The following is a 13254-nucleotide window of genomic DNA, read 5'->3' as shown; positions in this document are numbered from 1 at the left end:
GTTGTCACGAGCCTATCGACTTTTGTATTTTACGTTTTCAAATCTGATCCCAGCTACTCTTGCCAATTCACCAGATAGCAAGCCTAAGCCTTTTCGCGGAGGGTGTTGGTGAGCCTGTAACTTTAAGTTTATTCGCGTCAATGGCACATTAGCGATCGCTATCGCGAAGTCTGTCTTGCTGCTGGTATGGATGACTACATTAGCAAACCGATTCAGCTTCAAGAGTTAGCTAAGGCACTCAGCAAGTACCCACCCCAAAGAAGTTCTAAATTCACTTCTAAAGGAAAACAAGATAAGGTGATGTGCTTAGAATTGCAACCTTCGCAAAATATCCTACAATCAGAGCAAAACCAGACATTAAAAATTGCCAAAATCGATGCCAAAATTCTCCAATCCTTGCAGGATATGCTCAGAGGAGATCGTGTGGCATTTGTTGAACTGATTGAGTGTTATCTTACAGAGACACCAAGACAGGTGGAAAATATCAGCACAGCTATCACATCTCAGGATACCCAAACTCTATTGAACACAGCCCACCAACTTAAGTCTAGCAGTGCTTCTGTTGGAGCGATCGCCTTGGCACAGTTTTGCAAGGTGTTAGAAGCACAGGCATACAGCAGTAAATTAGAAAACAGCCTAGAATTAATCTCACAATTATATCAGGAATATGAACAAGTTAAAACTGCCTTAGAACAAGAACTTGGGAAGGAAGTACTATGAAAGCCGATGCTCAAGAAAGCCAATCTTTAGTTCTAATTGTTGATGATGAACCTTTTATCCGGCTGATACTGCGGCATTTCTTGGAGCGAGAAGGCTATCAAATAGCGGAAGCTCAAAATGGCATAGAGGCAATAAAAGTTTTTGAGCAATTGCATCCTGATATAGTACTTCTTGATGCGATGATGCCAGAGATGGATGGGTTCGAGTGTTGCACTGAGTTGGTGATTCTTGATCGTAGCAAACACACTCCAATTTTAATGATTACAGGACTTGAGAATGAAGAGTCAGTTGACCGTGCATTTGAAGCGGGGGCAATGGACTATATTACTAAACCAGTCTACCAGTGGGCAGTTTTGCGACAACGGGTAAAACGCTTGATTCAGCAATCTCAGTTACAGCAAAAACTGGAAGCCGTTAATCTGGAATTGCAGCGATTAGCTACTATCGATGGATTAACTCAAGTAGCTAACCGCCGATGCTTTGAAGAGTATTTTAACCAAGAATGGCAGCGCATGAAACGGGAGAAATGCCCCCTCTCTCTAATTCTTTGCGATGTTGATTTCTTCAAATTATATAACGATACCTATGGTCATCGGGTAGGCGATCGCTGTCTTCAAGAAATTGCTAAGGCCATCAAAGATATTATTAAACGTCCCGGAGATTTAGTTGCCCGTTATGGTGGAGAAGAATTTGCTGTGATTTTACCTAACACAGACACCGAAGGGGTGACTTATGTTGCCGAACAAATTTGTCATACTGTCCGAACACTAGCAATTCCTCATAAAAATTCCCAAGTTAGTCCTCATGTTACCCTGAGTGCTGGGTTTACGACAGAAATTCCTCAGCCAGATTCTGATATAGAAGAAATGATTTCCGCCGCCGATCGGGCATTGTATCAAGCAAAGGCAGCAGGACGCGATCGCTTTGTGCAAAATATTCAACTACCCAAAAATAAAAATTCCTGCTAGTGCGCCAAATTTCACACTTTTCTAAAATATGTTCAACGTATCGGCTTGGATTATCGTCTGCTTATTCTATGCCTTGAAAATCCAGACTCACCTTTAAACCATTCATCCAAGACGGATCAATTAGATGATCGTGTTGCAGCCGACCTACAACAATAGCAGGATGAATACTGATACGTTCAGCAAAATCAATCACATCAGTTTCAGATTTCAGCTTCGCTAATTCCCCCTCATACTCAGGTGGGATCAAAAATTCCCGCGACCATTTATCTGCTTGGCGTTCCTGCTCCGATTTCAAATCCCCACTATTCCATTCATCCAGAAAAATATTGTCTTTATCATGTAACAAAATATGTGCTGCTTCATGGAAAAAATTAAACCAGAAGCGGTCATTGGTTTTACTATAAAGCGAAAGTTGAATCAGTGCCTTATGCGGATTTAACCACCGTGCAACACCGCTGACGTGCGCTTTCTTGATTGATGGTACTAAAACAAACACAACCCCTGCTTCCCAGCACAACTTTTGCATCTGTGGTTCAAACTCTTCTGGCGGTAACACCGTCAAAGTGCGAATTTGCCGCACCGCCTTTTCAAATTTTGGTTTACTGTACTTGGGACACTCTAGTTGTTCTGCTCTTATTTCTCCCAACCGTAACCAAGTGGAAATAGCACCAACATCACTTTGGTCTTCGTGTGTACGACGAAAAGCAGCTTCCATACCTGCATAATAATTCTGCCAATCTTCCGGCGAGGCAACACCGAAAAATTGCAGTAACTTTTTTACTAAACCAGGCTTATTCTTGTCAATTAAACGACACTTAGGAATTACACCTTGGCTCATTAAGTCTTTGACTGGTAACTCATCTAACCAAGATGTCCACCCCTTTAAGCGGTTTTCTTCTTCTATCCCTGCTAAACCAGCACGATATTGGGCTTCACGATTGAGCCAAAATGCTGTTGTACTCCCTAAAACCCGTTCTAGCTTCAGGGCTGTTTCTTCATTGATGGGTGCTTTACCGTTGATCAGTAGGCTGATATGTTTGGTAGTGTAGCCTAACCGCTCTGCTAACTGTACTTGTGTCCAATCACGCTCTTCTAATATATCAGCGATGGTATCGCCGGGAGGAGATACCCAATCTGGAGTAAAGGTACGGGTTGTCTCAATCATGGTAATCTCCAATAAAAACAATACAAACAGCAGTAACTTTTGACCAATCTATGCTTCCATCCTCGGTAAGGGGGATGGGGTCGTTCTCTGGCTTAAATACAAGTCTTTTACCACCTTCTAGGTCTACTGCAAATTCACCTGCACGATCTCCTTTTAAGGGATGGGGACGACCTACAAATAATTCCTTGACACAGCTAACAGCTGCAAGGTCAGCCAATCGCGCTGTCAATTTTTTGGCACAGTTTGCACCTAATTTTCTTTGCGCTAAGTCTTGTTGTTGGCATAGGTTTTGCAGTTTGCGGTCAGCGAAGGTGATTTCCATGCGTTACTAGACTAATATAAGTTTACCAAAATGGTAAATAAATTTGTTAGTTTTCTAGAAAATCTAGCATATAAACTAACCAGCAACGCCTAAAAATCTACCCCTCGTTTAAGTTCTACACCTTGATTGGCATAGTGTTTGTGGCAATAAACCTCTGAGTGGATGCTAGCCAAGTCGAAGTATGCGGGTGGATTTTGGCAGCGACCGGTGATAATGATTTCGGTGTCGCGGGGTTTGCGGAGTAAAGCTTGGACAATCGGTTCAACGGGGAGTAATTCTAAATCAACGGTGGGATTTAGTTCATCGAGAATAATAGTTTTATATAATCCAGAGGCGATCGCAACTTTAGCGATTTCCCAACCCCGTTCGGCTTCTACATAATCTAATTCTTGTCGGGAATTTCGCCAGACGATCGCATCTCCACCGCAGCGCTGATGATCCACCACTTCTGGATATGACTGCTGCAAAGCAGCGATCGCAGCGTCTTCTGTGTAGCCAGTACCACCTTTAAGCCACTGCATAATCAGCACACGAGTAGACCCTGGATGATTGATTCCCCTACCAATGGCCTGTAAGGCTTTGCCCAAAGCACTAGTAGATTTACCTTTACCAGCACCAGTATAAATTTCAATCCCTTCAAGGAAGAGGGCTTTGGCTGTTGGGTGGTGATGGGGTTTCATTTCTGAGTGTAAATCTGCAATATCAAGCAACTTTTGCGGCGCGGCTCGTCCGGTAGCAATGATTTCTAACTCTTGGGGTTTGGATTTTAATGTTCGCACTACTTCATCTACTGGTAGCAAACCCAAATCCAGAACCGGGTTAATTTCATCCAAGACAACAACTGAATATAAACCACTAGCGATCGCGCCTTTAGCGACATCCCAACCCCGCATCGCTTCATCTCGGTCAAAAGTGGTAATTTCCTCATGACCAAAAAATTCCGCTCTCCCAGTGCGAACCTGATCAATTAAATGAGGAAACCCGCGTTGCAAAGCTGCGATCGCCCCATCTTCGTCATAATCACGTTCAGGCCCCTTTAAAAACCGCAGCAGTAAAACGCGGTTAGAATTGCTAGGCGTATTTATCCCCAAGCCAATAGAGCGCAAAACCACCCCCAAAGCCGCTTGGGACTTACCTTTACCCACGCCATCGTAGACGTGAATTTGACCAACGAGCCGTTCTTGACGCACTTGCGCCGTGCGAATACCAATACCGTTCCTTGTCATTTCTCAAAAAGCTATAAGTGGGAGTCTTTAATCTTACCTAACGTCTTGTACTCTTAGGTAAAGAAACTTCTCCTCTGAGGCATCCGTATAATGTATAAATAATATCGACAAGATAATATTCACACACCAACATAGTAAAGGAAAAAAACAATCAGATAATTTCCCCCATCACCCTCACTATCCCAGTTATACTCTCTACAGTTAACCCTTACCCTTAACCATTTATGCCTGAAAATTGGATGCTTCCCAGGATTTTTCCTATTGGTGGAATTCTGTTTGACTTTTTATTTGTATTGATTGCTATCCCGATCGAAGCCTATGTTTTGCAAAATAGATTAAAATTTGACAAAAAAACTAGCATTTTTTATGCTATCTCTATGAATCTGTTTTCTAGTGTAATTGGTTGGCTCATATTTTTTATAGCAGAACCAATGTTGCCGATACAGATGAAATCAGAATTAATTAGCTATATGTTTTTTAATAATTTTAAATCAGCGAATACACAAAGTGTAATTATTTTAACTGCTTGTATAATTTTCTTTGCTACTTTTATAATGAAATTTTTCATTTTAATGGTATTACTACTATCATTGAGTGAACCAGTTGCTAAAAAAGAAGAGGAACCTCAAACATCTAAACGGCAGCGATGGCGTACTTTTAGCACTGCTAAATTACAAAATAGCAATTTAGTAATTACTACATTAATAGCGAATTCTCTAAGCTATAGTGCTATAACTATTATTTTATTTTTTCGCTCAAAGTAGCAATAGTTTACTTAATTCAAAAGAAGACTAATGATTAATCAGGTGGAGGTAATAATATGAATACGCTATTTAAAGATGTATTTGGGCTTTTTAAATTTACTGAAGGGCTTTATGCAGGAATTAGAAAAATATTAGTTCCACCTAAAGCTTATTCATGGCAAACATTTATTTATTTGAGTGTTTTTTCTTGGTTTGTTTCATATTTTGCGATAGGTTATATCAAAGATATAATTGCCTTTTTCGGTTGGTTATTTTTAATTACTGGTACAGCTTGGTATACAACTGAAGATCCTTTGAGAGTTCCTGGTACTTTTATGCCAGTCGGGGCAGTGATCACTGGATTCTTAGTGAGTGTTTTTGCATTTGGAAATCAACAAGATGTAATTACACCAAGAACAATTGTTTTTTGGCCGACAATTTCAGCACTAATTACGGCAATACCAGAATTTATTGAAGGTAATGATACCGAAGCAAAAGCTCGAATTCCGAAACCAGAAGACCGCCAAAGAATCATAATTTTAGTTGCTAGTAGTATGCTGCTAAGTTGCTGGATTCAGTTTCATTTTGTAATGAATAATTGGTTTCAAGAATATCCGAGTTTGCAGGCAGATACTTTTAGAACTAGTACCGTTCTTGTAAGTACAGAAAAACGCCTAAAAGTCCCACGAAACGGCGCTATAATTCTAGAGAAACTTCAACCAATAGTAATAGAAGAAATAGCTAAAAGACCTTGGTCGGAAGTGGAGAAATGGCTGATACCGAAAAAGGATGTCGAACCTCGGGTAGTAACTCTGGCTAGGGGAGTAATTCAAAAGAACCTGGGTCAATATGAAGAAAAGGAACTATGGCGTGTTGAACCGCGCGTAACTAATGCTAAGTCTGGATATATATTAGATTTATTAAGTATTTGGATGGGTCCGAGTTCTAACCCACGGGGCTATTACTTGAAAAAATCTTGCCGCATTGAACCAGTTGCTGCAACTAGCAATTCAGACAATAAAGTTACAGTTGCAGAAATTGAATGCGATCCCGGTAGTAAACTTTTTGGTGGATCACCACCTGTGCAACAGTGAAGGTAGGGAGTGGGGAGATGAGGGAGAAATCAATTCAAAATTCACGCATTCAAACATTTTAGAACTCTTACCTCCTACCTCCTACCTCCTAAGTAAATGGGCGCAAATAATCATTACTGGCTCGTAGTTGCGCTTTAGCGCTAAAGCGCAACTACGAGCCAAATACAGAGATTTTACTTTTCGTTACATAGTTTGGCTTTATCTTCCCTACTTACTTACCTCCTCTTCCCGATTCCCGATTCCCAACTCCAAAAAAAATGACTATTAACAGAATTTTTGTATTGGCAAAGAATGTGTTTCAGGAAGTGGTACGCGATCGCATCCTATTTATTATTGGTTTTTATGCGCTGATCCTCGCTATTGCTTTCCGCGTCCTTCCTGAATTTGCAGCAACGACTCAAGACAAAATCTTTTTAGACTTTGGGATGGCGGCGATGAATGCCATCGGCTTAATTGTGACGATATTTATTGGTACGGGACTGGTTAATAAAGAAATTGAAAAACGCACTATTTTGGTGTTAATTGCTAAACCTGTCAGCCGTAGCGAAATTATCGTCGGCAAATACTTGGGTTTATCCGCAGTACTCGCTGTGCTTGTCGCCACAATGACAGCAATTTATCTAATATTTCTGCAATTTGGTAACATTCCTCATCCAACGACGAGCATTTTAATTGCTGCAATTTTCTTATTTTTGCAGTTGTCATTAATTACGGCTGTGGCTATTACCTTCGGTGTTTTCACTGCTTCTTTACTGGCGACTGTTTTAACCTTTGCGGTATATTTAATCGGAAATATTACTCAAGATTTAGTACAACTTGGTCGTCTGAGCCACAACCCTGGTATGGAACGTCTAACTCAAGGTTTGTTTCTCATCTTGCCAGATTTATCTCGATTAAATTTAAAAAACGATGCCGTTTATGGTATGCAAGCACTACCTGACACAACTGCACTGATTACAAATGCTGGTTATGGCTTACTTTATAGTGCCATGTTGTTAGCGATCGCTATTTTTATCTTCTCACAACGTGAGTTTTAGTCATTGGCAATTAGCCATTGCAGCAAACAGAAATTTCTTCTCTCCTGACAAATGACAAATGACAAATGACCAATGACAAATGACAAATGACTAATAAATAACTATCTGAGGTTGCTCAATTGTACCATCAGGCATGATAGTATCTCGAAGCTTGGCATAAATCAGATTTGCCTCCCAAAGGTTTGCCTTATTCAAGTTTGCCTTGGTTAAATTTGCCCATGTCAGGTCTGCACCAGTTAAGTTAGCCTCAGTTAAATCAGCTTCTAGTAATTTGGCTCCACATAGCTTTGCTCCTGTGAGATTTGCTCTCACTAAATTAGCTTCAATCAATGATGCTTCAATTAATTTGGCTTCACTTAAGTCTGCTTCTCTCAAATCCACATCACATAAAGAAGCACCCCAAAGATTACTACCTGTGAATTTTGCCCGCCATAAGAAAGTTCCGCACAAATTTGCTCGTGTTAAATCAGCATTAATCAAATTAGCTTCGCACAAAGATGCTTCATATAAATTAGCTTCACGTAGGTTAGCTCGCATCAGATTTGCGCCACTTAAATTAGCACGAGTGAGAATACAGCCAGACAAATCTGCATCACGCAAATCTGCTCCTATGAAGTTAACACCACTTAAATCAATTCCTTTTAAGTCGATTCCATGCAAGTCACATCCACTGAAATCTCGGCGCTGAAAATATTTATTTGTGATTTGACTTAATATGAATTCCTGTTGAGCAGCATAATTTTTCATGGTATTCACCTCTGGGTGTAATTTATCTCAAAGGTCGAGTGTGAGAGTTACCGTATATTGAGAGTACACCGCAAATGGAGATCATCTGAGTAAATAATCAAAAATAAATTTCCGAAAAATCGCTAGGAGCTTGAAAATGCGCTTTTTGAGTGGTTTTTAAAACAAAAAATGCTGACATAAGTCAGGGAACATTGATAAGTCAAGTAGAATTAACTAGCTCGGTGAGAATATAGCAATTCTCCTGAATGGTGCAACACAGTCATAACCTTACCCCGTATTTGAAGACACACTCCCCTCCAATACTGCTCGGTTAAGGTTAAAAAATAAAAATGTCCCCTCTCCGATGCTTTGGAGAGGGGTTAGGGGTGAGGTTTAAATGTCAAAAAAAAGCGATCGCTCCTTTAAAATAAAGAGCGATCGCTAATTAGATTACAAAATACAACTTAAGCAGCAACAGGTTCCAACAATTTAATATCAGAGAAGATAAATTCTTGAATAGAAACTTGTCCTGCTGTCTCGGTGCGAATCTCCCGACGATTTAGAATGAAATAGTCACCAACTTTTTCATACTCATCGATAAATTCGCTTCTACCGCCCTTTTGTTCCCCAGTCTTGGGGTCATGGTACACAGAATCATAGCTGTGGGATAGGTAGCCTTCCCCGGTGTCGTGACTGCTGAAAGTGTCAATTGTCACGTAAGTACCGTGGATTAAACGGTGAACATGGCATACTTCATTATTGCGGACTTTATATTTGTCGCCCTCAGCCTTACCACCCATTAAAAGCTCAAGCGCACCAGTTTCGTCAGTTTTACCATAGCTAAACGTATTGGCGCTGTGGGTGTCTTCAAAGCTGCGGCGGATGCGGTGAATTGCTATTTCCCAGGCTTGACCATGAATTGCTTGCTTGGCGGACTCGTCATCTACATCCAAAACTTCCGCTTTGAGATTAGCATTGATGATAACTTTGCCTGTAAACACTTTATCATCATGCTTAAAGGTAATATTTGCGGTATAACCAGGGAAATTTTTGTCCCAAGTGTAGCGGTTTTCATAAGCAGCCCGGAAAAGTTCCTGAGCAGAGAGTTGTGTAACTGTCATGTGCTTCTCCTAGTCGCTACTGTAATTAGCGTTTTAGTTTCCTTGGTATTAGCATAGAAGTAATTGTTGAGGCTTGGATAGTCCCCAACTGGGTACACTTATGGTTAATTCTCTTCACGCCGTATTTGATGCGATCGCCAATGTCCAAAATGAGCAAGAATTAAGGCTAGCTCTCACGGATAAAATTGGTGAGCATTTTAGCGTCCAAAATTGGGGCATTTATTTCTTAGATGAGCAACCAACGGCCCAAATCGATGTTCAGGCTATTCCAGCAGTATGCTTAGAAAGCAATCCAGTCGGGCGCTATGTGGTTGAGCGTCACGCTCCCGCCCATGAACAGTTATTATTATCACCAAAAGACTGGAAGCATTTTTGCTCGCGTTCCGATCACGAACACGTAATGACTGGGCCAATTGTTTGCAATGGTCGTCTTGTAGGAACAGTTAACTTGGCTCGTGACAAGGGAAATCCTGCTTTTAATGGCAACGATTTAGCTGATTTGAGTGCCTTATGCATTCATTTATCAGCAAAAATGGCAACTCTACGAACAAAACCAAAAATATCCCATTCTCTTTTAGTAAATCCTCTAACAGCGCGTGAGTTAGAAATTGCCGACTTAGTGGCGCAGGGGTTAACGAACGCGGAAATTGGGGAAAAACTTTGGATTACACAAAATTCCGTCAAACAAGCTTTGAAGAGGATGTTTCGTAAGTTGAAGGTTTCGGCGCGTGCAGAAATGGTAGCAAAGCTACAAGATATACAAGTTTCATAAAAAGACCTAATTTCGTTAACTCACACGAGCAGAAATTTTTAGAATGTGTGATTAAGGTTATTTCTTATCTTGTATTAATCTGAATTTTGCAGTAGGGGCGCACAGCTAGCTGTGCGCCCCTACTAAAGGACTATATTTTATGAAACTGAGAAAGACTACAATCTATCATCAGCAAGGGTAAGCGCGTTACCCAACTATTTGAAATCGGTTATCATACACCATATTGGCGAAAAGTTATTAAGTAGGTAGAGGTAATTAAACATATAATAAACCTCACCCTCAATCCCTCTCCAAAGTATCGGAGAGGGAAGCTGGAGGCAGGGTAAGGTTTTATATTTAATTTGACCCACTTACTTAGTACTTGCTGCCAATAGAATCTCGTAACGCATTTAGCGTCCAACTTTGTTTGAGACATCTTTGGCTGCCTCTGCCGCACTGTTCCCTACATCACTAGCGGTTTCTTGAGCGCCCTTTACGTATCCAGACCCAAACTCTTTAAGGGCTTCTCCCGACTGTTGCCCAATCTTCTGAAGTCTTTCACCAGGAGAATCTTCCGTTTCACGAGCATCCTTAAACCACTGCCCTATTGTTTTCGGTCTTTGGGCATCATTTTGCTCTATCTGTTCGCGGACTCTTTCTTTTAAGCCTTGATCATTCTGCCCAGAAGCAATATTCGTCGTCAGCACTAGGAAACCAACTACGACAACAGCCAAAAAAGATTTTACCTGAAGTCCTTTAAGTAGGGAACTGATGTTACCAATCGTCCTAGAAATCAAATTTATCATGCCAATTAGCTTATTTTTTGACTACAAATAGAGATTAACTACAAAAATATAATTATCCTTCTAGCAAAAGGCATATTTTAGTTATAAACAAGAAAAAAATTTTAAATCTTTCTTTGGGAAGAGGTGATTTATTAGATACTAATTTTTCATTGCGAGTGGAACCCTCTCAAGCAAAGCAATCGCAAAGTACTTTTTGATTGGTTGACCCTGAACCGGGACTATTTGCTGCTTACAAAGCCAGTTTGGGCTTTATTTGGGCTTAATTTTTGTTTAAGTCCCACGATTTTGCAACCAACCAATAACGAAGTGAGACTGTTGACTGTCCATTGATTTAATAGAGAGGCGATCGCAGTTCCGTATGAGCGATCGCCAGATAATATATAGCAGTTCCCATTCAGATGCGGTACAACATTATATCGCCAGTTGTAAGGGCATGGCAGTGCCATGCCCCTACGGATGTACCTCACATAAACTCCTAACCGCTATAGCAATCCTATTTGAATTATCAGATTTGATGGAAATTCATGTTTAAAAAACATCCAATTTTTAGTTGATTAATGTTATTTGTAATAGCTATTTCTGGATAAAAACCGGGAGCATCCCAATTTTGGCTTAAATCTTTTCCCTCACCCCCCAGCCCCTCTCCCATAATATGGGAGAGGGGAGACATAATTCTAGTTCCCCGAATCCCAAATATGGGATTCGGGGTTAGGGGATGAGGGCTATCAAGGTTTTTGCACCTGACGGGATGCTCTCTAAAAACCAGCAATTCCTTCATCTAAAAATTGGACAATTGAGATTTCCAAACTCCAAACTCCTAACTCCTAACTCCTAACTCCAAACTCCAAACTCCAAACTCCAACCTCCAAACTCCAACCTCCAAACTCCAAACTCCTAACTCCTAACTCCTAACTCCTAACTCCTAACTCCCAACTCCCCAAGATACTTTTGCAATAAACCAATGACAACTTCTGGTATTTCCAAATGAGGTAATACTCCTGCATCTGCGATCGCATAGAAATCTCGAATTGCACTTGGATTTAAATTTGCTAATCGTCGTCCTAATTTGACGCTGGTAAATTGTGCCTTTTCTCCCCAAAAAATGACGGTGGGAATTGTCAGTTGTTTAATATATAAACTCAAATCAAAGTAAAGATCGCCGCGCAAAAATGACAAAGCGGCAAACTTGGCATTAGGCTGTTGTGCAGAAGTTAAATAAGCCTCCACCATTTCTTGAGATACTCGTTGTGACTTGGCAAATAGAAAACTTTGTAAAAAATTTCGGACTGCAATTTCATTTTCAGCACCAAGCATATAAATAAAATTGTCGAACAGAGGCGCATTGATTACCGAAAGCGGAAGTCTGCGTCCAGCCCCCTGTCCAAAATCATCAAATCCAGAGGGGGACACCAAAAACAGTGCTTTGAATAAATTGGGTTGAACAATAGCTAGACGGATAGCAAAAGCGGCTGTTAGAGACGAGGCTACCACCGTCACAGGTTGACGACAAGTTTCAATGATAAACTCTGCGATCGTGCTGAGATAATCCCTAATTTTATAATCCCGGACTGGATGAGCCGATTCTCCCCAGCCGATTAGATCGGGAGCTAAAATGTGGTAATTAGAGGCAAAAGCCGGGTAAACTTTAGACCATTCATACGCAGATGCCCCACCACCAAAGTTATGCAGAAACAGTAGTGGAGGTAAATCTTCAGTATCAGCGAACGCCCAAGGTGCATTCGTTTGGGTATAATAAACCATTGCCCCCAAGGATGTATGGATAAGTTTATGTCCAAAGCCAGGAGGTTGAAACTGAAGCATAAAATTAAAAAGTATAGTTTAATAGCACTTTACCCGAAGGCAAAATTACGAGGTATAAAGTCAAGCTTACTGAGAAATATCAGAGTAAGTATTTTTGTCTTCTAAGCTATTTCATATTTAATTCGCATCCAATTCATCCTTGCTTTTGATTACTATCTCCTGTAATTTGAACAAGTTGATTGAGGTTATCGCCACTAATATGATAAGCTGCCCCAAAACCAACTACAAAACGCCCTTCACTCGGAGTTAGCTGGAAAATCCGAAAGTCAGACAAGCCGCGCAGAACCTCGATAATTTCACCAAACCGCCCTTGAAATTGCTCAACAATTTGATTCCACTTGTCAGTTTCACGCTCTATCAAATTTGCTGTACAATCAAAACTCAAACGACGACGGGCAAAAATTAGATTACTCTTAGCTTCATCCTCGATAAATAAGACACTAATCTGAGGATTGGCATAGAGATTTTTGGTATGAGTTGAAAGACCACTGACGTAAATATAGATGTTTTTGGAATCATCTATTACAAAGGGAGCATAACTAGCATTGGGTATTGCTTGGGCGTTCACGGTGCTAATGATTACACTCTCAACTTCTTCTGGAAACTTTTCGTACTCAGCTTGAATGTTTTCAAGTTGACTCATAAGTAAATTGCCGTTTAATGAGTAACAATTAATTATTGTAACGTGATTGAGCGATGTCTACGACGGTCTGTTTGGTGTCGCATGGGCGCAAAAGCTTGGAATACAATTATG

General features: G+C 40.6%; 15 protein-coding genes. 6 read left to right on the top strand and 9 right to left on the bottom strand.

Annotation, left to right across the window (positions count from 1 at the left end; all coding sequences use genetic code 11):
- The first annotated feature begins 186 nt into the window (after positions 1 to 186).
- Both V7K73_RS20140 and V7K73_RS20135 read left to right on the top strand, forming a co-directional pair.
- The gene (locus V7K73_RS20140; RefSeq protein ID WP_334882388.1) at positions 187 to 720 is read left to right on the top strand and encodes an Hpt domain-containing protein; all 534 of its coding nucleotides are present in this window, start codon (positions 187 to 189) and stop codon (positions 718 to 720) included.
- Complete coding sequence (locus V7K73_RS20135) at positions 717 to 1688, top strand: GGDEF domain-containing response regulator (RefSeq protein ID WP_334882386.1); 972 nt, start codon at positions 717 to 719, stop codon at positions 1686 to 1688. The genes V7K73_RS20140 and V7K73_RS20135 overlap by 4 nt, the downstream gene beginning before the upstream one ends.
- Positions 1689 to 1749: 61 nt before the next feature.
- On the opposite strand, the gene V7K73_RS20130 is transcribed toward V7K73_RS20135, so the two are convergent.
- The 3 genes from V7K73_RS20130 to V7K73_RS20120 all read right to left on the bottom strand — a co-directional run bounded on the left by V7K73_RS20130 (position 1750) and on the right by V7K73_RS20120 (position 4401).
- Positions 1750 to 2853 carry a helix-turn-helix domain-containing protein gene (locus V7K73_RS20130; protein ID WP_334882384.1) on the bottom strand — a complete coding sequence of 368 codons (1104 nt, stop codon included), beginning with the start codon at positions 2851 to 2853 and terminating at the stop codon, positions 1750 to 1752.
- On the bottom strand, positions 2846 to 3175 hold the full coding sequence (locus V7K73_RS20125) for a type II toxin-antitoxin system RelE/ParE family toxin (protein ID WP_334882382.1): 330 nt from the start codon (positions 3173 to 3175) through the stop codon (positions 2846 to 2848). The genes V7K73_RS20130 and V7K73_RS20125 overlap by 8 nt, the downstream gene beginning before the upstream one ends.
- A gap of 89 nt (positions 3176 to 3264) precedes the next feature.
- On the bottom strand, positions 3265 to 4401 hold the full coding sequence (locus tag V7K73_RS20120; protein WP_334882380.1) for a cob(I)yrinic acid a,c-diamide adenosyltransferase: 1137 nt from the start codon (positions 4399 to 4401) through the stop codon (positions 3265 to 3267).
- Positions 4402 to 4625: 224 nt separating this feature from the next.
- Here V7K73_RS20120 and fraC point away from each other — a divergent pair, with 224 nt between their 5' ends.
- The 3 genes from fraC to V7K73_RS20105 all read left to right on the top strand — a co-directional run bounded on the left by fraC (position 4626) and on the right by V7K73_RS20105 (position 7275).
- Positions 4626 to 5165: a filament integrity protein FraC gene (gene fraC / locus V7K73_RS20115; RefSeq protein ID WP_334882378.1), complete on the top strand. Its 540-nt coding sequence runs from the start codon at positions 4626 to 4628 to the stop codon at positions 5163 to 5165.
- Positions 5166 to 5221: 56 nt separating this feature from the next.
- Positions 5222 to 6238, top strand: coding sequence for a septal junction protein FraD (fraD, locus tag V7K73_RS20110; RefSeq protein WP_334882376.1), 1017 nt, complete (start codon positions 5222 to 5224; stop codon positions 6236 to 6238).
- Between the two features lie 257 nt (positions 6239 to 6495).
- Positions 6496 to 7275, top strand: coding sequence for an ABC transporter permease (locus V7K73_RS20105; RefSeq protein WP_334882374.1), 780 nt, complete (start codon positions 6496 to 6498; stop codon positions 7273 to 7275).
- A gap of 90 nt (positions 7276 to 7365) precedes the next feature.
- On the opposite strand, the gene V7K73_RS20100 is transcribed toward V7K73_RS20105, so the two are convergent.
- Together V7K73_RS20100 and V7K73_RS20095 are read right to left on the bottom strand one after the other, a co-directional pair.
- The gene (locus V7K73_RS20100) at positions 7366 to 8022 is read right to left on the bottom strand and encodes a pentapeptide repeat-containing protein (protein WP_334882372.1); all 657 of its coding nucleotides are present in this window, start codon (positions 8020 to 8022) and stop codon (positions 7366 to 7368) included.
- Positions 8023 to 8465: 443 nt separating this feature from the next.
- Entirely contained in the window at positions 8466 to 9122 is a 657-nt protein-coding gene (locus V7K73_RS20095; protein ID WP_334882370.1) for a DUF3386 domain-containing protein, read from the bottom strand.
- A gap of 100 nt (positions 9123 to 9222) precedes the next feature.
- Here V7K73_RS20095 and V7K73_RS20090 point away from each other — a divergent pair, with 100 nt between their 5' ends.
- Positions 9223 to 9894 (top strand): LuxR C-terminal-related transcriptional regulator, encoded by a 672-nt coding sequence (locus V7K73_RS20090; RefSeq protein WP_334882368.1) that lies wholly within the window; start codon positions 9223 to 9225, stop codon positions 9892 to 9894.
- Between the two features lie 389 nt (positions 9895 to 10283).
- Here the strand turns inward: V7K73_RS20090 and V7K73_RS20085 are convergent, their stop codons facing one another.
- From V7K73_RS20085 to V7K73_RS20070, 4 genes are all read right to left on the bottom strand, one after another.
- Positions 10284 to 10679: a hypothetical protein gene (locus tag V7K73_RS20085; protein ID WP_334882366.1), complete on the bottom strand. Its 396-nt coding sequence runs from the start codon at positions 10677 to 10679 to the stop codon at positions 10284 to 10286.
- Between the two features lie 218 nt (positions 10680 to 10897).
- Complete coding sequence (locus tag V7K73_RS20080; RefSeq protein WP_334882364.1) at positions 10898 to 11125, bottom strand: hypothetical protein; 228 nt, start codon at positions 11123 to 11125, stop codon at positions 10898 to 10900.
- Positions 11126 to 11594: 469 nt separating this feature from the next.
- Positions 11595 to 12500 (bottom strand): alpha/beta fold hydrolase, encoded by a 906-nt coding sequence (locus tag V7K73_RS20075; protein ID WP_334882363.1) that lies wholly within the window; start codon positions 12498 to 12500, stop codon positions 11595 to 11597.
- 133 nt (positions 12501 to 12633) lie between these two features.
- The gene (locus tag V7K73_RS20070; protein WP_334882361.1) at positions 12634 to 13143 is read right to left on the bottom strand and encodes a HugZ family pyridoxamine 5'-phosphate oxidase; all 510 of its coding nucleotides are present in this window, start codon (positions 13141 to 13143) and stop codon (positions 12634 to 12636) included.
- Between the last annotated feature and the right edge of the window lie 111 nt (positions 13144 to 13254).

The sequence above is a fragment of the Nostoc sp. genome (assembly GCF_036916975.1).
In the GTDB taxonomy this organism is placed as follows: domain Bacteria; phylum Cyanobacteriota; class Cyanobacteriia; order Cyanobacteriales; family Nostocaceae; genus Nostoc.
The sequence above is the reverse complement of the archived record's forward strand: the minus strand, read 5'-3'. Positions and strand labels throughout refer to the sequence as shown.